The 24242-nt window shown below is 53.5% G+C and carries 20 protein-coding genes; 15 read left to right on the top strand and 5 right to left on the bottom strand.

Features of this window, described 5'->3' with window-relative positions; all coding sequences use genetic code 11:
- Positions 1-99 precede the first annotated feature (99 nt).
- The 6 genes from ACR0NN_RS06630 to ACR0NN_RS06605 all read left to right on the top strand — a co-directional run bounded on the left by ACR0NN_RS06630 (position 100) and on the right by ACR0NN_RS06605 (position 8010).
- On the top strand, positions 100-1680 hold the full coding sequence (locus ACR0NN_RS06630) for an ABC transporter substrate-binding protein (RefSeq protein ID WP_170723357.1): 1581 nt from the start codon (positions 100-102) through the stop codon (positions 1678-1680).
- Between the two features lie 149 nt (positions 1681-1829).
- Complete coding sequence (locus ACR0NN_RS06625) at positions 1830-3395, top strand: ABC transporter substrate-binding protein (RefSeq protein WP_170723356.1); 1566 nt, start codon at positions 1830-1832, stop codon at positions 3393-3395.
- Positions 3396-3398: 3 nt separating this feature from the next.
- Complete coding sequence (locus ACR0NN_RS06620; protein WP_170723355.1) at positions 3399-4343, top strand: glutathione S-transferase C-terminal domain-containing protein; 945 nt, start codon at positions 3399-3401, stop codon at positions 4341-4343.
- A gap of 25 nt (positions 4344-4368) precedes the next feature.
- Entirely contained in the window at positions 4369-5346 is a 978-nt protein-coding gene (locus ACR0NN_RS06615; RefSeq protein ID WP_170685658.1) for an ABC transporter permease, read from the top strand.
- Complete coding sequence (locus ACR0NN_RS06610; RefSeq protein ID WP_170723354.1) at positions 5343-6293, top strand: ABC transporter permease; 951 nt, start codon at positions 5343-5345, stop codon at positions 6291-6293. Before ACR0NN_RS06615 ends, ACR0NN_RS06610 begins: the two co-directional genes overlap by 4 nt.
- A gap of 4 nt (positions 6294-6297) precedes the next feature.
- Complete coding sequence (locus ACR0NN_RS06605) at positions 6298-8010, top strand: ABC transporter ATP-binding protein (protein WP_170723353.1); 1713 nt, start codon at positions 6298-6300, stop codon at positions 8008-8010.
- Positions 8011-8041: 31 nt separating this feature from the next.
- On the opposite strand, the gene ACR0NN_RS06600 is transcribed toward ACR0NN_RS06605, so the two are convergent.
- The gene (locus tag ACR0NN_RS06600) at positions 8042-8779 is read right to left on the bottom strand and encodes a creatininase family protein (RefSeq protein WP_170723352.1); all 738 of its coding nucleotides are present in this window, start codon (positions 8777-8779) and stop codon (positions 8042-8044) included.
- Positions 8780-8824: 45 nt separating this feature from the next.
- A complete protein-coding gene (locus ACR0NN_RS06595; protein ID WP_170723351.1) occupies positions 8825-9595 on the bottom strand; it encodes a transporter substrate-binding domain-containing protein in 771 nt (256 codons plus the stop codon).
- 122 nt (positions 9596-9717) lie between these two features.
- Between ACR0NN_RS06595 and ACR0NN_RS06590 the strand changes: the two genes are divergently transcribed.
- From ACR0NN_RS06590 to ACR0NN_RS06570, 5 genes are all read left to right on the top strand, one after another.
- Positions 9718-10458 carry an amino acid ABC transporter ATP-binding protein gene (locus ACR0NN_RS06590; protein WP_170723350.1) on the top strand — a complete coding sequence of 247 codons (741 nt, stop codon included), beginning with the start codon at positions 9718-9720 and terminating at the stop codon, positions 10456-10458.
- Positions 10459-10468: 10 nt separating this feature from the next.
- Positions 10469-11230 carry an amino acid ABC transporter permease gene (locus tag ACR0NN_RS06585; protein WP_480684162.1) on the top strand — a complete coding sequence of 254 codons (762 nt, stop codon included), beginning with the start codon at positions 10469-10471 and terminating at the stop codon, positions 11228-11230.
- A gap of 10 nt (positions 11231-11240) precedes the next feature.
- Positions 11241-11576: a carboxymuconolactone decarboxylase family protein gene (locus ACR0NN_RS06580; RefSeq protein ID WP_170586778.1), complete on the top strand. Its 336-nt coding sequence runs from the start codon at positions 11241-11243 to the stop codon at positions 11574-11576.
- A 41-nt stretch (positions 11577-11617) separates the two neighbouring features.
- Positions 11618-13066, top strand: coding sequence for a phosphonoacetaldehyde dehydrogenase (phnY, locus tag ACR0NN_RS06575; protein ID WP_170723348.1), 1449 nt, complete (start codon positions 11618-11620; stop codon positions 13064-13066).
- A gap of 140 nt (positions 13067-13206) precedes the next feature.
- Positions 13207-14220: an NAD-dependent epimerase/dehydratase family protein gene (locus ACR0NN_RS06570; protein ID WP_170723347.1), complete on the top strand. Its 1014-nt coding sequence runs from the start codon at positions 13207-13209 to the stop codon at positions 14218-14220.
- A 67-nt stretch (positions 14221-14287) separates the two neighbouring features.
- On the opposite strand, the gene ACR0NN_RS06565 is transcribed toward ACR0NN_RS06570, so the two are convergent.
- Both ACR0NN_RS06565 and ACR0NN_RS06560 read right to left on the bottom strand, forming a co-directional pair.
- On the bottom strand, positions 14288-15370 hold the full coding sequence (locus tag ACR0NN_RS06565) for a DegT/DnrJ/EryC1/StrS aminotransferase family protein (protein ID WP_170723346.1): 1083 nt from the start codon (positions 15368-15370) through the stop codon (positions 14288-14290).
- A 184-nt stretch (positions 15371-15554) separates the two neighbouring features.
- Positions 15555-16505 (bottom strand): Gfo/Idh/MocA family protein, encoded by a 951-nt coding sequence (locus tag ACR0NN_RS06560; protein ID WP_170723345.1) that lies wholly within the window; start codon positions 16503-16505, stop codon positions 15555-15557.
- 153 nt (positions 16506-16658) lie between these two features.
- Here ACR0NN_RS06560 and ACR0NN_RS06555 point away from each other — a divergent pair, with 153 nt between their 5' ends.
- Positions 16659-18161 carry a glycosyltransferase gene (locus tag ACR0NN_RS06555; RefSeq protein WP_170723344.1) on the top strand — a complete coding sequence of 501 codons (1503 nt, stop codon included), beginning with the start codon at positions 16659-16661 and terminating at the stop codon, positions 18159-18161.
- Here ACR0NN_RS06555 and wecB read toward each other — a convergent pair.
- Positions 18158-19231, bottom strand: a complete 1074-nt coding sequence (gene wecB / locus ACR0NN_RS06550; protein WP_170723343.1) for a non-hydrolyzing UDP-N-acetylglucosamine 2-epimerase — start codon at positions 19229-19231, stop codon at positions 18158-18160. The two genes, ACR0NN_RS06555 and wecB, sit on opposite strands and share 4 nt — an antisense overlap.
- Positions 19232-19475: 244 nt before the next feature.
- Between wecB and ACR0NN_RS06545 the strand changes: the two genes are divergently transcribed.
- The 3 genes from ACR0NN_RS06545 (at position 19476) to ACR0NN_RS06535 (ending at position 24232) form a co-directional block, all read left to right on the top strand.
- Positions 19476-20792, top strand: a complete 1317-nt coding sequence (locus tag ACR0NN_RS06545) for a nucleotide sugar dehydrogenase (protein WP_170723342.1) — start codon at positions 19476-19478, stop codon at positions 20790-20792.
- Positions 20793-21185: 393 nt separating this feature from the next.
- Positions 21186-22925 carry a type I secretion system permease/ATPase gene (locus tag ACR0NN_RS06540; protein ID WP_170723341.1) on the top strand — a complete coding sequence of 580 codons (1740 nt, stop codon included), beginning with the start codon at positions 21186-21188 and terminating at the stop codon, positions 22923-22925.
- Entirely contained in the window at positions 22925-24232 is a 1308-nt protein-coding gene (locus tag ACR0NN_RS06535; protein WP_480684158.1) for an HlyD family type I secretion periplasmic adaptor subunit, read from the top strand. The genes ACR0NN_RS06540 and ACR0NN_RS06535 overlap by 1 nt, the downstream gene beginning before the upstream one ends.
- Positions 24233-24242: the final 10 nt, after the last annotated feature.

The raw sequence follows: 24242 nt of genomic DNA, 5'->3' as shown, positions 1-24242 counted from the left end.
CAACTTGGGGAATGATCTGGATGATGCTGACCCATGATGGCTGAAAATTTGGCCAACCGCATGAAAATGCGGGCACAACAAAAAATGGGGAGACGACTAATGTCATTCAAAACTCTGATGCTTGCCGCCAGCGCTACGGCGATGATTGCGGCTGGCGCTTCGGCGGAAACGCTGCGTTGGGCGCGTGCTGGTGACGCGCTGACACTTGATCCACACGCACAGAACGAAGGTCCGACTTCGACCTTTGCACACCAGATCATGGAAACACTGGTCATGCGCGACCATTCCGGCGCACTTGTGCCGTCATTGGCAACCGAATGGGCACCGTCGGAAGAAAACCCGAACGTTTGGGTGTTCAAGCTGCGTGAGGGCGTCAGCTTTCATGACGGTGCAGAATTTGACAGTGAAGACGTTGTCTTTTCGCTGAACCGTGCGATGACACCGGATTCTGACTACAAAGAGCTGCTGGCCTCGGTGAAAGAGGTGCGCGCGCCGGATAAATACACGGTTGAGATCGAGACCGATGGCCCAAACCCGATCATGCCAAATAACCTGACCAACATGTTCATGATGGATAAGGGTTGGGCCGAAGCGAACAACGCGGTCAAAGTTCAGGACTATGAGGGTGGTGAGGATACATTTGCAGCCAAGAACGCAAATGGCACCGGCCCCTATAAGCTGGTCAGCCGCGAACCTGATGTAAAAACCGTTCTGACCGCCAACGAAAATTACTGGGGCAAAGACGAGTTCCCGCTTCAGGTGACCGAGATCATCTATACCCCGATCCAGAACGCCGCGACTCGTGTTGCTGCCCTGCTGTCGGGTGAAGTTGATTTCATTCAGGACGTGCCTGTTCAAGACCTTCAGCGCGTCGCCGGAACTGATGGTCTGGATGTGCGTACCGCACCTCAGAACCGGGTTATCTTCTTTGGCATGAACATGGGCGATGCTGATCTGGGCTCGGACAGTGTTGAGGGTGCCAACCCGCTAGCGGATGTTCGGGTGCGTCAGGCAATGTCGAAAGCGATCAATCGTGATGCAATCAAGCAGGTTGTGATGCGTGGCCAGTCAGCCCCTGCGGGGATGATCTCGCCGCCCTTTGTTAATGGTTGGGATGCGGATATGGATGCATCATCCACCACGGATATCGAAGCGGCCAAGGCACTGATGGCCGAGGCAGGTTATCCCGACGGCTTTTCGCTGACACTGAACTGCCCGAATGACCGCTATATCAATGACGAGGCGATCTGTCAGGCGGCCGTGGGGATGCTGGCTCAGATCGGCATTACCGTGAATCTCGACGCCAAACCCAAGGCGCAGCACTTCCCGCTGCTGTCCAATCTCGAGACAGATTTCTACATGCTGGGTTGGGGTGTTCCGACCTATGACTCGGAATACATCTTCAATTTCCTCGTCCACACCAAGGGTGAGAAATACGGATCGTGGAATGCTACCCGGTACAGCAACCCGGATCTGGATGCCAAAATTCAAGCGTTGGCTTCGGAAACCGACCTACCTGCGCGCGATCAGCAGATTGCGGAAATCTGGCAGGTCGTACAGGATGACCAACTGTACATCCCGATCCACCATCAGGTGTTGAACTGGGGTATGAAGTCGGGTGTGGGCACCATTGTCGAGCCTGAAGACTCGCCCAAGATCAAATACTTTGAGATGAACTAAATCATCTCGTAGCACATCAAGCAGGGCGCTATCTCGCGCCCTGTCCTTATTCCTGCTTTCAGTAACAGACCTGTGATCTCAATTTGAGAACCGCTTTACGTGGTGGCGAAAAAGCGGGATTGTTTCAGCGCTAACAGGGAGAATTCGCCATGATCCTCAGAAAAAGTGCCATTGGTCTGGCCATGTTGCTTGCCAGTACCGCGCAGGCCGCCGATTTCAAATGGGCCTCAACCACCGATCCGCAAACAATGGACCCGCACGCGGTCAACTCAGCCCCCGTCTTAGGGTTCCTGAACAACGTCTACGAGGGTCTGGTCCGCCGCGGCAAGGATATGAGCGTTGAACCCGCTCTGGCCGTCAGTTGGGAATCAATTGGTGACGGAGAGGGCTGGCGCTTTAAACTGCGTGAGGGTGTGACCTTCCATGATGGCAGCAGCTTTGACGCGCAGGACGTGTTGTTCAGCTATCAGCGCGCTTCGGGCGAGGCAGCAGATACCCGCAGTTGGTTTGCCCCTGTCAGCGATGTCATCGTGGTTGATGACTATACCGTCGATATCATGACCACTGCACCGAACCCTCTGTTCCCGTCGTCGATTGCCAACTGGATGATCATGGATCAGGGCTGGACCGAGGCCAACGACGCGGTGGTGCCTGACAAAGAAACAGGCAACTACGCCACCATCAACGCCAATGGTACCGGAGCATTCAAAGTCACCGAGCGTGAGCCGGGCTTGAAAACCGTCTTGGAACCATTTGAGGGCTGGTGGGGAGATGTGGAACACAACATCACGCGCGCAGAATTCAACCCGATCCAGAACCCAGCGACTGCGGTTGCTGCGCTTCTGTCTGGTGACGTTGACATGATCAACCCGGTTCCGATTCAGGACGTGGCGCGGCTTCAGCAAAACGGTGAAGTTGACGTCATTCAGGGCATTGAGGCCCGCGTGATCATGCTGGGGTTTGACCATGAGGCCGAAGCCTTGAAATACACCGATGATGCGGGCAAACCGAACCCCTTCCGCGATGCGCGTGTGCGTCAGGCGGTTGCACAGGCCGTCAATGTGGATGCGATTCTAGCCACGATTATGCGTGGCAATGCCGAACCCGCCTCTCAACTCGTTAGCCCTGCGATGAGTGGGTTCTCCGAAGCCAATTCGGAACGTCCCGCATTCGACGTCGAGGCCGCCAAGGCCTTGTTGGCCGAGGCAGGCTATGCTGATGGGTTCTCGTTTGGGCTGAAATGCCCCAATGACCGTTACCTGAATGATGAAGCCGTCTGTCAGTCGGTCGTTGGCATGCTTGCGCAGATCGGTATCACTGCCGAACTGGATGCAATGCCGGTCCGGAACTATTGGCCAGAGCTGCGTGAGGACAACTACGATATGTACCTGCTGGGTTGGAGCCCGGGTACGTTCGACGCCGAACATCCGGTCCGCTTTCTCGTCGCGACTCCAAACGAAGAGAAGAAGCTGGGCAGCTGGAATTTCGGCGGGTTCTCAAACGCGCGGGTCGATGAGCTCCTGCCAATGATTCAATCCGAGCTGGATCAGGCGAAGCGTCAGGCCATGTTGGATGAGGTCACTCAGATCTATCAGGATGAACATGTCTATGTGCCGATGTATGTCCAGCCGCTGGTCTGGGGGACGCGCGATAATGTCGAACTGACGCAGCGCCCGGATAACTTCTTCCTACTGCGCTGGGTGACGGTGAACTAAGCCATGGGCCTGATGATTGCCGGTGTTTACCACAGCGAAGACCCGGCACCGGACAGCACTCTTGACGGCGAATTTCGCCGTCAGGCCTCGACTATTCGCAATGCGTTACCAGAGGTTGCGTTGGAACCGGGACGGTTTCACCTTTATGCCGCTTGGAATTGTCCTTGGGCACATCGGGTTCTCTTGGTGCGCGCAATCAAAGGTCTGCACGAACTAATTTCGGTCGCCTATGCCGAACCGCGACGTACCGCAGATGGCTGGGTCTATGCGGAGGGTGCGGATGCGGCCTATGGCGCAACTGCGTTGCATCACGCCTATGCTCGCGTGTCTCCTGCTTACACCGGTCGGATCACCGTGCCGCTGCTTTGGGATCGGGTTCACGACAAGGCTGTCTCAAACGAATCCGCTGATCTGGTGCGTATGCTCGGTACTTTGCCGGGCTACGGTCCTAGCCTTGCACCAACAGAAAAGCTGGACCAGATCAATGCCTGGAATGAGAAAATCTACGCGCGCCTCAACAACGGTGTCTACCGCGCAGGATTTGCCCGAACACAAGAGGCCTATGAGGCCGGGTTCCGCGATGTCTTCGACACGCTTGATGAGATCGAAGCGCACTTGGCCACCTACCGCTATCTCTGCGGTGACACTCTGACCGAAGCGGACCTGCGCCTGTTCCCGACGCTCGCGCGTTTTGATGTGGCGTATCACTATGCCTTCAAATGCAATCTACGCCGTTTGATCGATTACCCCAATCTTTGGTGCTATGCGCGTGAGATTTACGCTCTGCCCGGCATCGCGGATACGGTGAAATTCGACATCTACAAGCAGGGCTATTTCACTCCGTCCGAGCTGCGCAACCCGCTGGGCATCGTGCCGTTAGGTCCGGATGTTGATTGGACCGCTCCGCACGGCCGAGATTGCTTGACCATCCGGTCGGGGAACGCATAGACAGACCCACCAATGGGGAAAACAAATGTTCGCATATATCGTCCGACGGATGTTCCAATCCATCATCGTTTTGCTGGTCGTGGGTCTGGTGGCATTCTCGATGTTTCGCTTTGTTGGCGATCCGATCGACAACATGCTGGGGCAAGAGCGTACGCAGGCTGATATCGACCGCCTGCGGACCGAGCTTGGGCTGGATCAGCCTTTTGTGGTGCAATATGCCAAGTTCCTGCAGGGCGCCGTCCAGGGCAATTTTGGTGTGTCGTATCGGCAGGGACGACCCGTTTCGACAATCTTGGTGGAACGTGCCCCAGCCACGCTGGAACTGGCGTTTGTGTCCGGTTTTCTGGCCATCACAATGGGCATTGCCCTTGGCGTCTTCACCGCGATCCGACGACAAGGGATTGCAGCGAATGTGATCATGACCGTATCCCTGATCGGAGTCTCATTACCAACTTTCCTCATAGGGATTTTGCTAATCTATATCTTCTCGGTCGAGCTTGATCTCTTGCCCAGCTTTGGGAGGGGCGAGACCGTTATGATTGGCAATTGGTCCACTGGTTTTCTAACCGCTTCGGGTCTTAAGGCGCTGATATTGCCCGCTATTACGCTGGGTCTATATCAAATGACATTGATCATGCGCCTGGTACGATCCGAGATGCTTGAGGTTTTGCGCGCCGATTACGTCCGCTTTGCGCGCGCACGGGGGTTGTCTGACCGCGTGATCAACTTCCGCCATGCGCTGAAAAATACTCTGGTTCCGGTGATCACCATCACCGGCCTGCAATTGGGGTCGATCATCGCCTTTGCCATCATCACTGAGACAGTGTTCCAGTGGCCTGGCGTAGGCCTGCTGTTTATCAACGCAATCCAATTCGTCGATATCCCGGTTATGGCAGCGTATCTGATGCTGATTTCGGTGATGTTCGTGACGATCAACCTGATTGTCGATCTTCTCTACTATGCCATTGACCCGCGCCTGCGTGTCGACGCGAGGGCCACATGACCGATACGATGGAAACTCCGAAAGCCACGCCCAAATCGCGCGTGGCCAAATTCTGGAACAGCGATTTTGCGTGGTCATTCCGGCATTCGCCAGTGGCTGTGATTGCATCTTTGGTTGTTGTGGTTTTGGTGCTGGCCGCGATCTTTGCTCCGTTGATTGCACCCTATAACCCGTTCGACCCGGCGACACTGAACCTGATGAACGGGTTTACGCCTCCGGGCACGCCAAACGCTTTCACGCAGGAAACGTTTTTGCTGGGTACGGATGATCAAGGGCGAGATGTGTTTTCGACCATTCTTTATGGCCTGCGCATCTCATTGTTTGTCGGTACTTCTGCGGTTCTACTGGCGCTGATCATAGGTGTGATCCTTGGGTTGGTCGCGGCCTATTTCGGTGGATGGATCGAGACACTGATCATGCGGATTGCCGATGTTCAGTTGACCTTTCCGGCCATTCTTGTCGCCATGCTGATCTTTGGCATCGCCAAGGGGATCACTCCGCCGGAATACCGTGATGAGATGGCAATTTACGTTTTGATCATCGCGATTGCGCTGTCGGATTGGGTGCAGTTCGCACGGGTCGTCCGTGGTGCTGCTCTGGTTGAGAAAAACAAGGAATATGTGCAGGCCGCCCGCCTGATCGGGCGTGGATCATTCCCTATCATGTTCCGCCACATCCTGCCTAATGTGCTCAGCCCGGTTCTGGTCATTGCCACGATCTCGCTGGCACTTGCGATCATCGCCGAGGCCACGTTGAGCTTTCTGGGTGTGGGCGCTCCCCCGACGCAGCCCTCACTGGGAACCTTGATCCGCATCGGTCAGGGCTTCCTGTTCTCGGGTGAGTGGTGGATTCTCTTCTTCCCAGCTTGCACGCTGCTGGCACTCGCCCTTTCGGTAAACCTTCTGGGTGATTGGTTGCGTGACGCGTTGAACCCCAAATTGCGGTGATTTCATGAGCCTTCTGACTATCCAAGACCTCACCGTTGAGTTTCCAACCCGCCGCCAGTTATTCACAGCGGTGGATCACGCCAGCCTGTCCGTCGAACCCGGTGAAATTCACGGGCTTGTCGGGGAATCCGGGGCGGGCAAGTCCACCATCGGTGCCGCCGTTATGGGCCTGTTGGAACGCCCCGGACGTATCGCAAGCGGCCAGATCAAGCTGGGCGGCGATCAGATCAGCGGGATTGACGCCGAGGCGATGCGTGGGCTGCGCGGCAAGAAGATATCCATGATCTTTCAGGATCCGCTGACCTCGCTGAACCCTCTGTTCACGGTGCGCGAGCAACTGGTTGAAACGATCCAAGCTCATCTTGGCGGTTCAGACGCCGAGGCGGGCAAACGCGCACGTGACCTGATCGATCGCGTGGGCATCCCCGACCCTGACACACGTTTGGATCAATACCCACACCAGTTCTCGGGCGGAATGCGACAGCGCGTGGTGATTGCACTTGCCCTATGCACCGAACCGGATGTGATCATCGCGGATGAGCCGACCACTGCATTGGATGTATCAGTTCAGGCGCAGATTTTGGACCTGATCAAAGAACTGGCACAAGAGCGTCAGGTGGGTGTCATCCTTATCACCCACGACATGGGTGTCATTGCCGACACAACCGACAAAGTGACTGTGATGTATGCAGGTAAAGTGGTCGAAAGCGGGACCACGGCGCAGGTGATGGGCCAGCCGCAACACGAATACACCAAGTCTCTGATCGCTGCGGTGCCGCGTCCGACGTTGAAGCTGCACCGCTTCCCGCAAATCAGCTATGGCGGGCGCGAGACTCGTTTCGCCATTGATGATATGGCCCGTCACTGGCCCAAGGTGACTAACGACGCCAGCAAGCCGGTCTTTGAAATCCGAAACCTGACCAAGAAGTTCTTGTTGCGCAAAGGGCTGCTGCCCTGGGACCGGAGCTATTTCACCGCCGTTGATGACGTCAACTTTGATATTCAGGCGGGTGAGGTCTTTGGAGTGGTAGGCGAGTCAGGTTCGGGCAAGTCCACAGTCGCGCGGATGATCGCGGGGCTCTATCCGGTAGATGGCGGCACCATAACCTTTGATGGGCAACTGGTCAGCGATTTAAGTAATCGAGCCGTTCAGGATGCTTATCGCAAGAATATCCAGATGATCTTTCAAGACCCGTATTCCTCACTCAACCCGCGTATGCGGGTGGACGAGATCGTGGCTGAGCCAATCCGCCACCACCGGTTGATGAGCGGCACAGATATCAAGCGGCGCGTTGATGAACTGCTGGATCAAGTCGGGCTGGGGCATGAGGCAGGGCTAAAATATCCGCATGAGTTTTCAGGTGGCCAGAGGCAACGAATTTCGATTGCCCGTGCGCTGGCAACGCAGCCGCGTTTCCTTATTTGCGATGAACCCACCAGCGCGCTGGATGTCTCGATCCAAGCGCAAATTCTGAACATCTTGAAGGATTTGCAGGAGCATCTCGGCCTGACAATGCTGTTTATCAGCCATGACCTGCCAGTGGTGCGTCAGATGTGCGACCGGGTTGCGGTGATGAAACAGGGTCAAATTGTCGAGGTTCAAGAGACCAGCGATCTGTTTGCCAATCCCAAGACCGAATACGCGCAAGAATTGCTGCGTCTGATGCCAAAACTTGACGACCTGTCAACTGAAGGGCTTGGAGTGGGTACCGACTAGATTGGCGAGTGCGCAAATCAGAGCTTTGAAATCACAAATCCTGTTCAAATGCTCGAAACTCGGCAGCGATTGCCGCCGCCGCTGTTGCTAACAAGCGCTCTCCATCTTCAGGGGTGGCCAGGGCTGAGTGTGACCCGACCCGGCCATCCGGAAAGGCTGCGCGGTGCTCGGCTGGTAGGCCATGGCGATCCCCGGCATGCGCATGCATGTATTCGGCACTTAGCTTTTGGGGCGGTTCAACGGCCTGTTTGGCTGGCAAAGCTCCAAGCAATGACTGGGTGATTGCGATTTCAGAAGGGGTTGCGTGCATCCCCTCCCAATCCCCATAGAGCTGTTGCCGCAAGGCATTCACGGGTTCCGGCTCCCACCAGCTACGGATAAGCAACTGGCCAGCCGGAACCACGTTCTGGATTTGCCGAAGGGGTCCTAGGTTGGCCCCGTGTCCGTTTACCACGAATACGCCTTTGAAGCCTTGCTTCAACAAACCTTGTATCACTTCTTGCGCAACGGTTCGGAACGTTTCGGTCGAAATGGAAACCGTGCCTGGAAACCCAGTGTTGAATGGTGCCGGCGTATAAACCAGTGCCGGAACGACAATCCCATCGCATTGCTTGGCAGCAGCAAGCGCTATGGCTTCGGCGCAAATCGTGTCAGTGCCTATGCGACCCATCGGGCCGTGCTGCTCGGTCGAACCGACGGGCAGCAACACGGCCGCACCGGCATTGATACGAGTGTCAACCTCGTACCAAGTCATGTGCTCAAGCTTCATCGCGCGGAAATCCTTCCTGATCGCTTAAGCCGATGGTGCGTCAGATCAGAGACCCCACCGTTCCCGGTTCTCGTCAAAGAAGCCTTGTGCTTTTTTCACCTCAATCCAGTTGTTCACGTAATTGATCCAGACCTGATCATTTTGCGGCAAAAGCATTGCGATTGGGGACGGCGACCGGGGCCCTGCGTTTTTGACGCGAACAACCGGGAACTTCTCCTCAAGGGTCGAGCCTTCGATGTTCGACGTAATAAACACATCTGCGCGCCCCGCCAGGACTTCCTGAAAACCGCGTGCAGGCGCTTCGACCACTTTGATATCGGCATCCGGGAACCATTCGCGCACACGCTTTTCAAAGGTTGTGCCCAGAGTGGTTGCGACTTTCACGTCCGGCTTGTTGATGGAGTCATAGCCGTCAAATTTGTCGGCCTTGTCCTTGGTTGTGTAAGGAAAAAGTTCAACGGCGATATAGCTGTCGGAAAAACCCGCAACTTTCATGCGCGGCGGCGAAATCGAAGCTGAACCGGTAATGTGGTACTTACCCGCAACCACGCCATTAACCAACGTTTTCCAGTCGGTCGGTACATATTCAACCTCGACGCCCAGGTCTGCGGCCAGCGCGTTCATGATGTCGATATCGTACCCTTTGTAGCTGTTGGTTGCAGGGTCGCGCAGAGACATCGGATTCCAGTCACCGGTTGTACCAACCTTCATCACACCGCTATCGAGAATTTCATTCAGCGCTGATTGCGCCTGTGCTGCGCTACTGATCACAAGTCCAAGTGCAGCAGCGGCTGCGGCTTTCAAAAAACGTTTCATGTAATTCTCCCGTTGGTGGCGTTTGGCATTATTTGTAGGACATTGCTTCTTGATTTAAGCGTAAAGACAAAGATAACCTCAAGCAACTAATTAACTCGTAGTAATCAAAGGCAGGCCATCAGATGCCAGACGCCGCGATCGAGCTTGTCGACGTAAACAAATGGTATGGCACATTCCATGTGCTCAAGGACATCAATCTGACAATTGAAAGCGGTGAAAAGATCGTGATCTGCGGTCCTTCCGGGTCCGGCAAATCAACTGTCGTCCGATGCATCAACCAGCTTGAGAGGCACCAGAAAGGTACCATCCGTATTGATGGGGTCGAGCTGACCGACGATGCCAAATCCGCCGCTACCATCCGATCAGAGGTTGGAATGGTGTTTCAGCAGTTCAATCTGTTTCCGCATCTGACAGTGCTCGAAAACCTAACCCTTGGCCCGATCAAGGCGCGCGGGTTGAGCCGGAAAGAGGCTGAAGACAAAGCGCGCCATTATCTTGAGCGGGTTCACATCCCCGATCAGGCCGAAAAACGCCCCATACAACTGTCTGGCGGGCAGCAGCAGCGCGTGGCCATCGCGCGCTCGCTGTGTATGGAGCCACGGGTGCTGTTGTTTGACGAGCCTACCTCAGCGCTAGACCCTGAGATGATTTCCGAGGTGCTGGATGTGATGGTTGAATTGGCCGAGGAAGGCATGACCATGGTCGTGGTCACCCATGAGATGGGTTTCGCCCGAAAGGTGGCTGACAATATGGTGTTCATGGATGCAGGTGAGATTGTCGAACAAGGCAAGCCCGAGCATTTCTTCACCAATCCACAATCTGAACGGTGTCAGAAATTCCTGAGCCAGATATTGCAGCACTGAGTTGGGTCCGATGAAAAAAACACTTCTCTTCTTCCCGTTGCTCTTGTTTGTCGCGGGTTGTTCGTCGTCCCAAACCTGGGGTTGGTACGTCATCGATCCGACTACAAGCTCAGGCTGGACCAACATCAAATTTCTAGTTTCCGGCATGGGGGCGACGATTCAGATTTCTCTGATCGCGGCTGTCATGTCTATTGCTATCGGATTGCTCGTTGCCCTGCCCGGCCTGTCCGAAAAACGCGGCTGGCGGCTGGTGAACCGGGTTTATGTCGAGTTTATCCGTTCGATCCCTTTGTTACCGATGCTGTTTTGGGTTTTCTATGGCCTGCCGATCGTCTTCCAATCGATGGGTATGAACATTCCGATTGATCCATTTTGGGGCGCGATTATCACGCTTGCGATATCAGACAGCGCCTTTACCGCCGAAATCTATCGCGCCGGTATTCAATCCATCGCCAAAGGCCAAAGCGAAGCGGCTCAGACGATTGGTCTGAACTACTATCAAACCATGCGATTTGTGATCCTGCCTCAGGCCATCCGACGTATTTTGCCCCCATTGGCCAACCAATTCATCTACATCGTGAAGATGAGCGCGTTTGCTAGCGTCATCGGCATGCAAGAACTAACACGACGCGCCAACGAACTTGTTGTGACGGAATACCGCCCGCTTGAGATTTATACATTGCTGATCTTCGAGTATTTGGTTCTGGTTCTGATCATCAGCGCTGGTGTGCGCTGGCTGGAACGTCGCATGGGTGCGGATGAACGCGGATAAGGAGCACAAGATGGATTGGAAAGACTTTATGGCCGAGACTGAGGCCAATATCGGTGCGTTCTCCAAAGAAGTGCCGGAAACCGTGCGTGGATTTGGGATCATGGGCAAAGCCGCCAAAACAGATGGCGCGCTGAGCGAGAAAACCAAAGAATTCATGGCGCTTGGAATAGCAATCGCCACCCGCTGCGACAGCTGCATTGGCTTTCATGTCCGATCCCTGGTGAGGCTCGGCGCAACCCGAGACGAACTGTGCGAAGCTTTGGCCATGGCCACCTATATGGGAGGTGGCCCATCTTACGCCTACAGCGCCAAGGCGTTGAAGGCGTTTGATGTTTTTTCAGAATGATGGACCGATGAGCGGCCCCAATTCACTGGGTGGTTTTCAGTATGGCGGCTGCTGAAATTCGTAATGAAGGAATGCGCATCGGGGGTGAAATCGTTTTCACCGATCAGACCATCCCGATTCACTATCCCTATACCAATGAGGTTGTGGGTCATGTACCTGCTGGGCAGGCAGAACACGCGCGCCGCGCTTTTGAGATCGCCGCCAACTACAAACCTAACCTGACGCGATATGAGCGCAGCCAGATTCTGCAGCGCGCGGGTCAGTTGATCGGTGAGCGGCGAGACTATCTGGCCAAATGGTTGGTTCTTGAGCTAGGGATTTGCCACCAACACGCCGTTTACGAGACAAGACGCGCGCAGGATGTCTTTCAATTCGCTGCCGCCGAGGCGCTGAAGGATGACGGTGAGATATTTTCGTGTGATCTGACGCAAAACGGCAAGGCGCGTAAGATTTTCACCATGCGTGAGCCGGTGAATGCCATCAGTGCGATTACTCCATTCAATCACCCGTTGAACATGGTCGCGCACAAAGTCGCACCATCGATAGCCACCAACAATTGCATGGTTTGCAAGCCCACGGAACTTACGCCCCTGACCGCACTAGCGTTGGCGGATATCTTATATGAAGCGGGGCTACCGCCCGCGATGTTTCAGGTTGTCACGGGCTGGCCGCAGGATATTGGCGATGAGATGATCTCGAATGAGAACATCGACATAATCACGTTCACCGGTAGCGTTCCGGTTGGTAAGATGATTGCGAATATGGCGGGTTATAAGCGACAAGCGCTGGAGTTGGGTGGTAACGATCCTCTGATCGTTCTGAATGACCTGTCCGACGCTGATCTGGACAAAGCGGCGGGTATCGCTGTGGCGGGCGCAATTGGAAACTCGGGCCAGCGCTGCACCGCGATCAAGCGCATTCTCGTGCAACAAAGCGTGGCGGACCGGTTTGTCCCGCTGGTTCTGGAAAAAGCCAAGAAGATCAGATTCGGAGATCCGCAGGACCCCGAAACCGAACTGGGTTGCGTGATCCATGACAAAGCTGCGGAGTTGATCGAGGGCCGCGTCTACATGGCTGCCGAAGCAGGCGCCAAGATCCTATATCACCCCGGACGTAAAGGCGCGCTGCTTCCTCCGATTGTAGTCGATGAGGTTCCCCGCGACAGTGAGCTGGTACGAGAGGAAACCTTCGGTCCCATAATCCCAATCCTTCGCGTTCCTGATGATGATCAAGAGGTTATGCGCATCTCAAACTCTACTGAATTTGGCTTATCCTCGGGCGTCTGCACCAACGACTTGAACCGCGCCATTGCCTTTATCAATGGCCTGAATGTCGGCACCTGCAACATCTGGGAGCAACCCGGATATCGAATCGAGATGTCTCCTTTCGGAGGCATTAAGGACTCTGGCAACGGTGTCAAAGAAGGCGTCATTGAGGCTATGAAGTTTTTTACGAATGTAAAAACCTACTCACTCCCCTGGCCCTGTTGATCTAGCCGCCGAAATCAGCAATTAGGCTTTGTCGCCATTGGGTGATCAGCCAGAAAATGATCGCTTGAGCCCTTGTGCCATAGGCGTCATATGTCCCCTGAACGCATACGCCAACCCCGGCCAGACAAGGAAACAACTCCATGCAAAAGGTTCTGATCACAGGTACCGCCGGATTTATCGGCTTTCATCTTGCCAAACTTTTGCTTGAAAACGGAAATCGTGTACACGGCTATGACGGAATGACGGACTACTATGATGTCCGTCTCAAGCAGAGCCGACACGCATTGTTGCTGGAGAATCCGAACTTCACCTGTGATGAAGGCATGTTGGAGGATACGGCCAAGTTTGACCAAATCGCGGATGCTTTTGAGCCGGACGTGATCATCCACCTCGCGGCACAGGCTGGCGTTCGGTACAGCCTCGAAAACCCGCGCGCCTATGTCGAAAGCAATGTTGTTGGAACCTTCAACGTGATGGAAGCGGCGCGTCGCCACAAGGTACAGCATTTGTTAATGGCTTCTACCTCGTCGATTTACGGCGCGAACCCTGACATGCCATTTGACGAGTGTGAAAAAGCCGATCATCAGCTTACGATGTATGCCGCAACCAAAAAGGCCAACGAGGCCATGGGGCATTCTTATGCACACCTTTGGAATATTCCGACAACCATGTTCCGCTTCTTCACGGTCTATGGACCATGGGGGCGCCCAGACCTTGCATTCTTCAAATTCACGGACGCGATCCTATCAGATCGTGCGATCGATATTTACAACCATGGGGACATGTATCGCGACTTCACCTATGTGGATGATTTGGTGCGCGCGATCTCTTTGCTGATCGATGTCGTACCGGTACGGCCCGGGTCTTCCGAGGAAATCGCTGAGGGTGACAGCCTAAGCCCGGTCGCGCCCTATCGCGTTGTAAATATTGGGAATTCAGACAAAGTGCGTTTGTTGGATTTCATCGATGCGATCGAGGAAAGCCTCGGCAAGCCTGCTGTCCGAAACTACATGGAAATGCAAATGGGCGACGTCCCCGCGACTTGGGCCAATGCCGAATTGCTGCAACGACTAACTGGTTATCGCCCCAAGACAGACATCAAAGACGGTATTCAGGCCTTTGTTGACTGGTACCGCGACTATTACGGGAAATAGGCTCTGCGCATTGGCCTCTCCTTAAGGGTGTGACGCTTAGGGAAGACAACAAGAATTGCAGCGATGATCAGATCGCTTGCTTCAAGACCGCGATGATCTTTTCCTGCGTATTTGACGGCAGATACGGGTGCATCGGCAGGCTGATAACGGTCGCGGCAGCCTGATCCCCCACAGGAAGATCTGCGTTGGGGTCAGATACGGCGGGTTGCTTATTCAACGGCAGTGGGTAGTGCACTGCAGTTGGCACGCCTGCCTCTTTCAGCTTGGCCTGCACATCGTCTCGCCCATCAACGCGAACTGTGTATTGCGCCCACGCGCTGGTGGCCCCCTCCATCAGCGTTGGCGCTGCGATGTTGGTGTCTTTCAGCAGCGACTTGTATCGGTCAGCGACGGTGTTTCGCAGCTCCAATTCATCTTCGAAGATGTCAAGCTTGCTGAGCAGAATGGCCGCTTGAAGCGTATCGAGACGGCTGTTCACGCCGACTCTGATGTGGTGATAGCGCCGGTCTTGTCCGTGTCGCGCAATCTGGCGAAGAACAACGCTCAGGCCCTCATCCGAGGTAAAGATAGCCCCACCATCTCCATAGCATCCAAGCGGTTTAGACGGGAAAAAACTGGTGCACGAGATCGTGGACAGGTTCCCGGAACGTTTCCCTTGCAATGATCCCCCAAAGCTCTGCGCACCATCTTCAATCACTGGCAGGCCGTGCTTTGAGGCAACTTCGTTTATGCGTTCAAAGTCAGCGGGCTGACCATAAAGCGATACGGGAATAATGGCTTTCGTTCTCGGTGTGATCGCGGCATCCAGCTTGCTGGGATCCAGATTATAGCTGCTCGGGTCGATATCGACATAAACCGGCACCGCGCCCAATAATCTGACCGCCTCGGCTGTCGCGATGTAAGAAAATCCGGGCGTGATGACCTCGTCCCCCGGCCCAACCTCTACCGCCATAAGGGCGATCTGCAACGCATCCGTCCCGTTGGCACAGGTAATGCAGTACTTTGCGCCCGTGAACGCTGTCAGTCGTTCTTCCAGCTCGGCAACCTCGGGGCCGAGAATGTACTTCCCGTGCGCCAGCACATTTGCCATGCGCGCGTCCAACTGATCTTTGATGCGCTTTTGTTGTTCTGCGAGGTCAATAAACTGCATGTTTCTTCGGACGCCCTTTATTCTTGGAAGCTCAGCACAGGAGTACTGTATTCAAAGCCATTCCTTAACCTAAACTCGTTCGGCTCAGGCCACCCGTGCAAACAAACACTGCATGAGCTTCCATTCAAGCCATTCTGTATCCGCCGATATTCACATGGCCAGCAAACCGAGTGACGTCAAACAGCTAAGAATTGCCAGTCTTCAGCTTCGGGTGCTGTTCGCCTTTGCTGGTTTCAATCGGTGCATTGCGGATATGGCTGACCATTGAAATCGCCGGACGATTTTCATTTAGACCGAAGCCGTTGCCATTCAGGATCTCTTCGTAGCTGCGCGTGTGAAGATCAGCGAACCCGCCAGAGAACTCGATCTCTTCACCATCGATTGTAATCGATCGATATGTCCTGGCCCCGTTCTCTCGTGCTTCAGTGGGAACGTCATTGATGTCCAGAGACAAGAACCAACGGCACCGAGCGTGCTCGAACTCCAGATACCCGGCGGCCTTTGTGGGGGCATTCATGTGAACCCGGTTTTCCTGCAGATCACCGAACAGAAAATGCAGCATGTCAAAGAAATGCACACCAATGTTGGTCGCAATACCGCCGGATTTGCGCACATCCCCTTTCCAACTTTCCAGATACCAGCGTCCGCGCGACGTGATGTACGTCAGATCGACCTCATACTTGGTGCCCTTGGGGCTATTTTGAATTTTTTCGCGCAGCGCAATGATCGAGGGATGAACCCGCAACTGCAGAATGGTGTTAACCGTCTGACCTGTCGCTTTCTCGATCATCTCGAGGCCATCGATATCCTCGGGGTTCAGGACCAGTGGCTTTTCACAGATCGCATCAGCACCAGACCGAAGGGCGAATCGCATGTGGCTGTCATGAAGATAATTAGGTGAGCAAATCGAGACATAGTCGACCTTGCCTTTTTCACTGCGGCGCAACATGTCCATATAGCGGTCGAAACGTTCAAACTCGGTGAAGAAATGAGCATCCGGAAAATGGCTATCGATAATGCCGACCGAGTCACTCGTGTCCAGAGCTGCCAGCAAAGTATTGCCAGTATCCGTTATCGCCTTCATGTGGCGCGGAGCGATGTATCCGGCGGTTCCAATCAGTGCAAAGTTGCTCATTTCATGCGTCCCACGTGCTCAAAATTTGCCTTTGCGCATCCAAGATATTTTCCGGGAAGTCAATAGACGAGGGCCGTTCGATCGCGCTGGAAACCCATATCATCCTCTGTTAGAGCAGACCAGAATTGTTAAAGCTAGATTGGTCTTTGCTTCATGTCAGGCACCCCCAGCGAATATCGGAAAACTATTTTCTGTCTAACTTACCATGAGATAACTGCAGACGCGCGAGTACTGAAGGAAGCGCGTGCGCTGCACGCGGCAGGTCACAAAGTTCGCATCTTTTGTGATTGGCCGGGCGGATTGCCACAAGAAGACGATATTGATGGTATCAGAGTCACTCGCTTTAACTGGCAATCGCCTGAGCACATCAGTGAAGATATGTTGCAGCGTTTTTTCTTTCTCGAACGTGTATCGAGTGAGGTGGAACTGCGGGTAAAGCCTTATGTCGAGGCTGCAGCGAATTTGAATGAACTCAAAGCTTGGTTCAGTGCGTACTTCACGGACGAAGAAGTGCAAATGCTTGATCCTATGTACTATAAGACCCACGATGGCCGAGAGCGGCGCAAGAGAAAGTTTGCCCACAAACGACTTCTTTGGAAATCTAGATTCCAGCATGGATTCGGTGAAGCCTCACAAAAGCTAAAGTCACTTAGTCCGAGTGCTCGGGAGGTAAGAGAGAAGTTCCGAGAGCTCTATCAGCTTAGTTCATTGATATTTGCGGAAAATATCAGCCATATTGACTTTGATGAAACCCCTGATGTCATCCACGCTCATGACATCTATTGTCTCCCGGCTGGTGTGGTCCTTGCAAACCGGTTTCAGGCCAGGCTTGTATACGACGCGCATGAGTATGAACCGGCTCGCGCGACGAAGAACCCGGCAGATGGGTCAAACTTTGCGGAAAAGCTCGAAGATGATTGCCTTCCACTTGTTGACCACATGATTACAGTATCGTCGTCAATTGCGGACTTGTATGCCGAGCGCTTCAGGGACCAGCCAACCCTGATACTCAATGCCCCAGAAATCGATGTCGAATACATGGAAAGACGCAAATGCCAGGCTTTGGCTCAGCTTTCGATTCGAGCTCAGGCGAAAGTTGCAGATGAAACACCTTTGGTGATTTTTACAGGCGGTATTCAGATGTCACACCGGGGTTTGGACAAAGTGCTAGAGGCCCTTGTTCATCTACCAGGTGTTAAGTTGGCGACAATGGGCCCGCGACATCATCGAAATGACAAATGGTTCATGAAAGTGGCTCGTGACCTTGGAGTGGATGACCGGATCACTTTGCTCCCGCCCGTGGCTGCTCCTGATGTACCGGTCGCGATTAGTACAGCGAACCTTGCAATCTGCCCGTTTCAGGACGTGTCGCTAAATCATCGCTATGCTATGCCAAACAAACTTTTTGAGGCTGCATTTGCGGGTGTCCCAATCTGCGTTTCAGATCTTCCAGAGATGCGCCAGTTTGCCGAGTCGCTCGGCTTCGGCCGTGCCATGGACGAAACTGATCCTCAGAGTATTGCGGACGCCATTCAGGATGTCTTGGACAATCCCGAACGCTACAGTTTGACTCCTGAAAACAAGAAGAAGCTTTGGGAATCATACAGTTGGCCAGCACAAACCAAGAAATTGGAAACGCTTTACGAAGTTATTTAGAATCGCGAGGCCAAAATCTGTGCTATTTGAAGAGATGCGGTTCCATCACCGTAGATTTTTTCTTGTTCTCCTGTGGTCCCAATTGCGTTCAGAATAGAGTGCTCAATATCCCCCTCTAAAGGTGGCACAATACGATTCCATCCGCTATCCACGAGCTCGCCCCACTCTGTTTCTGTTCTCAGCGTGACGCACGGGACACCGTAAAAATATGCCTCCTTTTGCACGCCGCCGGAATCTGTGGCCACCAGCATTGCATTGCTTTCTAGCGCGACCATGTCCAAATAACCGACCGGTTCTATTGTCCGAACATTTTCGAACTGACGTCCAATATCTTTCAACCTCGCCGCTGTACGAGGATGTAACGGCAAGACTACTGGGTGGTGTCTTGCAACAGCCTCAAGGCCATCCACAATATTTGATAATACCGCGGGGGAATCCGTGTTCTCAGCGCGATGAACCGTGGCTAATATAAAGCCTTTCGGTTTGACCCCAATCTCATTCATAATTGTTGATTTCTGCCCTGCCCTTTCACCAAAGTGCAGGGCGGCATCGTACATTACGTCACCGACTCCAAAGATTTTGTCGTCTGGGATGTTCTCTCTTCGTAGATTCGCGATCGCATCAGCCGATGTCGTGAACAATAGGTCAGAAACGTGATCCGTCAGCACCCTGTTCGTTTCCTCAGGCATCTTTCGATTGAATGAGCGCAATCCCGCCTCGACATGAGCGACAGGGATATGGAGCTTTGAAGCTACTAGTGCTCCCGCCAATGTTGAATTTGTATCACCGAATACGAGCAGTGCGTCCGGATTATGTTCTTGGATGATTGGTTCAAGCTTTTGCATCATCAAACCGGTCATGGCACCATGACCGGCTGAGTTCACCGAGAGGTTGATATCGGGTTTTGCTATTTCTAGCTCATCAAAAAAAATGCCTGACATTGAATCGTCATAGTGCTGCCCCGTATGGATTAGAATCTCAGTCATTCCGGGCAGCGAGCGAAGCGCCTTACTCACCGGTGCCAATTTGATAAACTGAGGGCGAGCGCCTACTACGACTGCGATTTTCACGGTAGCTCCATCCAAGTGTTGTTTTGACACCGCGCTAACATAAGGTTGCGGAACATACCACGCGAATTCTTGAAGCCAAAGCACTGTTGGATGTCTGGTGCCAATTGAGACCTAAGTGCCGTCCATGTCCTCTGGCCGAGCAAATACCCATTGCCTTTTTCGTTGAAGCGACTAGTAGAGACGCGAACTCACATTCGAGTTACAACCATCTTTCCCGGCAGATACAGTTAAAGAGCTATTTCTCATGAAACAGACATCACTAAAGAACCTGCTAACAAAGCTCTCCGAGAAGCAGGCGGTGATTGGCATTGTAGGGCTGGGATATGTCGGGCAACCGCTGGCGCTAAGATATTCCGAGATCGGATATCGTGTCATCGGCTTCGATCTGGATGCCACGAAAGTACAGGACTTGAACTCAGGGCATAGTTCGATTGAGCATATCGATGATGCCCGCATCGCGGAAGCACGGCAAAACGGGTTCGAAGCCACCACCGATTTCTCACGTATCGCTGAGGCTGATGGCATCATGCTGTGTGTGCCAACACCCTTGAACAAATATCGCGAGCCTGATCTGAGCTTTGTTACGGATACCTGCGATCAGATCGCTGATCATCTGCGCCCGGGTCAGGTAATCGCTCTCGAAAGCACGACGTATCCTGGCACGACCAAAGAAGAGGTTTTGCCGCGACTCGAAAAAAATGGGCTTAAGGTTGGTGAGGACCTTTTTGCCGTCTACTCACCCGAGCGCGAAGACCCTGCCAACCCGGATTTTACCACGAATACAATCCCAAAAGTTGTGGGTGGACACACCGACGCCTGCCTGAAAGCAGGTATTGCGCTTTATGAGCACGCGATTGATAAGCTTGTTCCGGTGAGTTCCACCGAGACAGCGGAGATGACCAAGCTTCTGGAGAATATCCACCGCGCGGTAAACATTGGTCTCGTCAACGAGATGAAAATTGTAGCCGACCGGATGGGTATTGATATCTTCGAGGTGATCGATGCGGCGGCAACCAAACCTTTTGGATTTACCCCGTATTATCCAGGTCCAGGCCTTGGTGGGCACTGCATTCCGATCGATCCGTTCTATTTGACCTGGAAAGCCCGTGAATACGGAATAAATACCCGATTCATTGAACTTGCGGGTGAAGTCAACACGGCCATGCCGGAATACGTCTTCGGTAAACTTGCCACCGCACTGAATGAGCGTCGCAAGGCGGTTCGTGGCAGCAAGATCATGGTTTTGGGTATCGCATATAAGAAAAATGTCGATGACATGCGCGAAAGCCCCTCGGTCACCCTGATGGAATTGATTCGAGACAACGGGGGTGATCTCAGCTACTCGGACCCCCATGTTCCAGATTTCCCCACGATGCGGGAGCACTTCTTCGAGCTATCATCTGTAACGCTAACCCCAGAAATTCTGGCGGAACAGGATGCAATCATTCTGGCAACCAATCACGATGCTTTTGATTATGAATTAATCAAAGAGCACTCAAAACTCTTACTCGATACCCGTGGGAAATTCCGCACGACAGATCAGCATATTGTCCGTGCGTAGATAATTCTTCAGGGTTCGGGGTCGTTCGATTGGAGTAAGTAGCGGAGGGGCGTAGAGATCACCTCCACTCAATTGGCTGTTTGTGACAGTCCAAGTGGTTTGCGCAACGCAAGCAGATAACAAAGCAGGAACGAACCAGCACAAATGACCGACCAACGCTGTGTAGCTAATACATGCGGGCTGAGGAAATTACCCAAATGCCTTCGGCGCTTTCCTGCCGTTCTGACCTCGAAGACGGCACGTTAACCGCCTAATCAATTCGGAACGCACGAAACTCACGTTGTTCCTATTCAGGCACGCAGATATAGTTCTAGCAAATGTCAGGCCGCCTTCGGGATGAAGAAGATTGGCTTTTGACGAGTTCCATTTGTGAGCAATCAAAGGCCGAAACGCTTGAGTTTGAAGAATCGTAACACCCCGCCTCAGCGCCACGAACTGCGAAAGGTACGTAATCAGGGGAATAGTTTCATTGCGTTGGCTTTCTTGTTTAGCATCTTCGTCAATCTCCTGATGTTGACCGGGCCACTGTTCATGCTGCAGGTCTATGATCGCGTACTTGGATCCCGTTCGGTCGAGACGCTGTCGGCGTTGTTTCTGTTGGTCGCGCTACTTTATGCCTTGATGGCGATGTTGGATTACGCTCGGGGTCGGATTGTCGCTCGGTTCGGGGCTCGTTTCCAGTCATCGCTGGATGAGCGCGTTTTCGAGGGAACGATGCGGCGCGCATTAATCCCACAGATACGATCTGCTCCAGCGACCGCACTGCGCGACTTGGAATCTATCCGATCATTGTGTGCCTCGCCGGTTTTGCTTGCGGTTATGGATATCCCTTGGACGCCGATTTTCTTGGCTGCTATCTTTTTGTTCCATCCGTTGTTGGGCTGGCTGGCCGTGGCAGGTGGTACGTTTTTAGTCGTGATCGCTTTGCTCAACCAGGCATTGACCCACCGTAAGGTAGCCGAAGCACAGGTAGCAACAGCCAAAGCCAATGCCTTCTCTGAACACGCCCGACAGGCTGCTGAAGTTGTCAGATCTCAGGGTATGCAAGAAGATGTTTCAAAACGCTGGTTGACCCAACGCACCGAGGCACTGTCCCAGTCGATATCTGCCAGCGATTGGACGGGTAGCTTTACCTCGTTGACCAAATCGATACGATTGTTTCTTCAATCTGCGATGTTGGCATTGGGTGCGCTGTTGGTGCTGCGCAATGAGATGACGCCTGGTGCAATGATCGCAGGTACGATTTTGCTTGGGCGCGCATTGGCACCTGTTGAAATGGCTGTTGGCCAATGGGCGATGATCGAACGTGCAAGAACTGCTTGGATCAGACTTAATACGTTTCTTGATTCGACTCCTCCGGAAGAGACTCGCATCAAACTGCCGATCCCCAAGGCTCATCTAGTGGCAAGCGGTTTAACCGTTATTCCCCCGGGTGCTAAGGCTCCGACATTGCGCAACGCTGCACTAGAACTAAAACCTGGTAGAGCGCTTGGTGTCATTGGCAAAAGCGGTTCGGGGAAAACGACGCTTGCCAAAGCGTTGCTTGGACTATGGGCTCCCGCTGCAGGTGAAATCCGTCTAGGCGGCGCTACACTCGATCAGTACGACCCTGACGACCTTGGGCAGCATATAGGATATCTGCCCCAGCAGGTAACTTTGTTTAATGGAACCGTTGCTGAAAATATCGCGCGAATGTCCCAGACCCCTGATCCAGAAGCCGTTGTTGCAGCTGCCAAAACGGCCAATGCTCACGATCTTATTTTAGGTCTAGAGAAAGGTTACGATACCTTTCTCGAAGGGAACGACAGTCAACTCTCAGGCGGGCAAAAACAGCGGATTGCATTGGCGCGGGCGCTTTATGGAAATCCGGTTCTGCTGATCTTGGATGAACCGAACTCGGCGCTCGACGCGGACGGTACCCTCGCTTTGAACAACGCTGTGCGTGAACTTAAGAAAGCGGGCAAATCTACAATAATCATGACGCACCGGCCTCAGGCAATTTCGGAGTGCGATGATCTTGTCGTGGTCGAAAAAGGCCAGATCGTAAAGTCCGGTGGTCGCGATGAGGTTCTGAACACGATGGTACAAAACGCCAATGTCATCAAACGACACCTGAATAAGGTGGGTGAATAATGTCTAAAAAGAATTCTCGTCCTGTTTGGAGCATCAAAGCTCCGGCTTTCGTGGGCCTTTTGGCTTTGGCCGTATTGGTTTTGGGCCTGGGTGTATGGAGTGTCCGTACCGAACTTGCCGGCGCGATCATTTCGCAAGGTGTTGTTGAAGTGCAGAGCAATCGCCAGGTCATCGAGCACCCTGATGGTGGCGTCGTAGGCGAGATTTTCGTGCGGGATGGAGACGCGGTTGCGCGCGGAGACATGATGCTGAGGCTCGACGACACGTTTCTGGCCTCTGAAAACACGATTGTTGAATCGCAACTCTTCGAACTGCTGGCACGCAAAGCCCGATTGGAAGCCGAGCGAGACGGTGAAGATGCAGACGCGCTTGGTCAAAGTCTACAGGAGCTGAAAGCGCGCGAATCTGTCGATGATGATCTGTTGGAAGGCCAGCAACGCTTGTTCAACGCGAGGCTCGACACGTTGACTCAGCAGATTGACCAGTTGGGCAAGCAGAAAATCCAGATTCAAAATGAGATTGAAGGAACGCAAGCGCAGCTTACGTCGCTGAATACTCAGGTTGAGTTGATCAGGACAGAACTAAAGGACCAGCAAGGTCTGCTTGATCGTGGCCTGACACAGGCCAGCCGCGTTTCAGCGCTGCAAAGAGAAGAAGCAAATCTTACGGGTCAGATCGGCCGCCTCGAATCTACTGTGGCGCGGTTGACTGGTCAGATTGCAACGACCGAGATTCAGATCGTTGAACTGCAGGCCACGCGACGTGAAGAAGCAATCACCGAACTGCGAGACGTACAGTCCCGCGCCGTGGAATTGGCAGAGCGTCGTTTGTCATTGACCGAACGATTGTCGCGTCTCGACATTCGTGCACCCGTCGCAGGTACTGTTTATGATAGCCAGGTCTTTGCTATCCAGTCGGTGATCCAGCCGGGTGAACCGATGATGTACTTGGTGCCACAGGATACACCCCTGCTGATCGCTGCACGCGTAGACGCGTTACATGTAGATCAATTGCATCGCGGCCAGGAGGTTGCGCTGCGCTTTCCGGCTTTCAATCAGCGTGATACGCCCGAGTTAGACGGGCATGTTATCAACGTTTCAGCGGATACCTTCACTGATGAGGCCAGCGGTTTCACGTTCTATCGCACCGAAGTCGTGCCCGATGACGGTCAGCTGGACCGATTGAACGGGCAGGAATTGTTGCCAGGCATGCCTGTCGAAGCCATGATTAAAACGGACGAGCGGACTCCGCTGTCTTATCTGGTCAAACCCCTGGCTGATTATTTCTATCGCGCGTTTAGGGAATAGCCAGTTCTAA

Source organism: Ruegeria sp. BA2 (genome assembly GCF_056539605.1).
This window is presented reverse-complemented; position numbering and strand designations above follow the sequence as displayed.

What these genes read in the sequence shown, in the direction of transcription:
- ACR0NN_RS06630 (WP_170723357.1), top strand. Translation starts at nt 100, where the DNA reads ATGTCATTCAAAACTCTGATGCTTGCCGCCAGCGCTACGGCGATGATT.
- ACR0NN_RS06625 (WP_170723356.1), top strand. Translation starts at nt 1,830, where the DNA reads ATGATCCTCAGAAAAAGTGCCATTGGTCTGGCCATGTTGCTTGCCAGT.
- ACR0NN_RS06620 (WP_170723355.1), top strand. Translation starts at nt 3,399, where the DNA reads ATGGGCCTGATGATTGCCGGTGTTTACCACAGCGAAGACCCGGCACCG.
- ACR0NN_RS06615 (WP_170685658.1), top strand. Translation starts at nt 4,369, where the DNA reads ATGTTCGCATATATCGTCCGACGGATGTTCCAATCCATCATCGTTTTG.
- ACR0NN_RS06610 (WP_170723354.1), top strand. Translation starts at nt 5,343, where the DNA reads ATGACCGATACGATGGAAACTCCGAAAGCCACGCCCAAATCGCGCGTG.
- ACR0NN_RS06605 (WP_170723353.1), top strand. Translation starts at nt 6,298, where the DNA reads ATGAGCCTTCTGACTATCCAAGACCTCACCGTTGAGTTTCCAACCCGC.
- ACR0NN_RS06600 (WP_170723352.1), bottom strand. Translation starts at nt 8,779, where the DNA reads ATGAAGCTTGAGCACATGACTTGGTACGAGGTTGACACTCGTATCAAT.
- ACR0NN_RS06595 (WP_170723351.1), bottom strand. Translation starts at nt 9,595, where the DNA reads ATGAAACGTTTTTTGAAAGCCGCAGCCGCTGCTGCACTTGGACTTGTG.
- ACR0NN_RS06590 (WP_170723350.1), top strand. Translation starts at nt 9,718, where the DNA reads ATGCCAGACGCCGCGATCGAGCTTGTCGACGTAAACAAATGGTATGGC.
- ACR0NN_RS06585 (WP_480684162.1), top strand. Translation starts at nt 10,469, where the DNA reads ATGAAAAAAACACTTCTCTTCTTCCCGTTGCTCTTGTTTGTCGCGGGT.
- ACR0NN_RS06580 (WP_170586778.1), top strand. Translation starts at nt 11,241, where the DNA reads ATGGATTGGAAAGACTTTATGGCCGAGACTGAGGCCAATATCGGTGCG.
- phnY (WP_170723348.1), top strand. Translation starts at nt 11,618, where the DNA reads ATGGCGGCTGCTGAAATTCGTAATGAAGGAATGCGCATCGGGGGTGAA.
- ACR0NN_RS06570 (WP_170723347.1), top strand. Translation starts at nt 13,207, where the DNA reads ATGCAAAAGGTTCTGATCACAGGTACCGCCGGATTTATCGGCTTTCAT.
- ACR0NN_RS06565 (WP_170723346.1), bottom strand. Translation starts at nt 15,370, where the DNA reads ATGCAGTTTATTGACCTCGCAGAACAACAAAAGCGCATCAAAGATCAG.
- ACR0NN_RS06560 (WP_170723345.1), bottom strand. Translation starts at nt 16,505, where the DNA reads ATGAGCAACTTTGCACTGATTGGAACCGCCGGATACATCGCTCCGCGC.
- ACR0NN_RS06555 (WP_170723344.1), top strand. Translation starts at nt 16,659, where the DNA reads ATGTCAGGCACCCCCAGCGAATATCGGAAAACTATTTTCTGTCTAACT.
- ACR0NN_RS06545 (WP_170723342.1), top strand. Translation starts at nt 19,476, where the DNA reads ATGAAACAGACATCACTAAAGAACCTGCTAACAAAGCTCTCCGAGAAG.
- ACR0NN_RS06535 (WP_480684158.1), top strand. Translation starts at nt 22,925, where the DNA reads ATGTCTAAAAAGAATTCTCGTCCTGTTTGGAGCATCAAAGCTCCGGCT.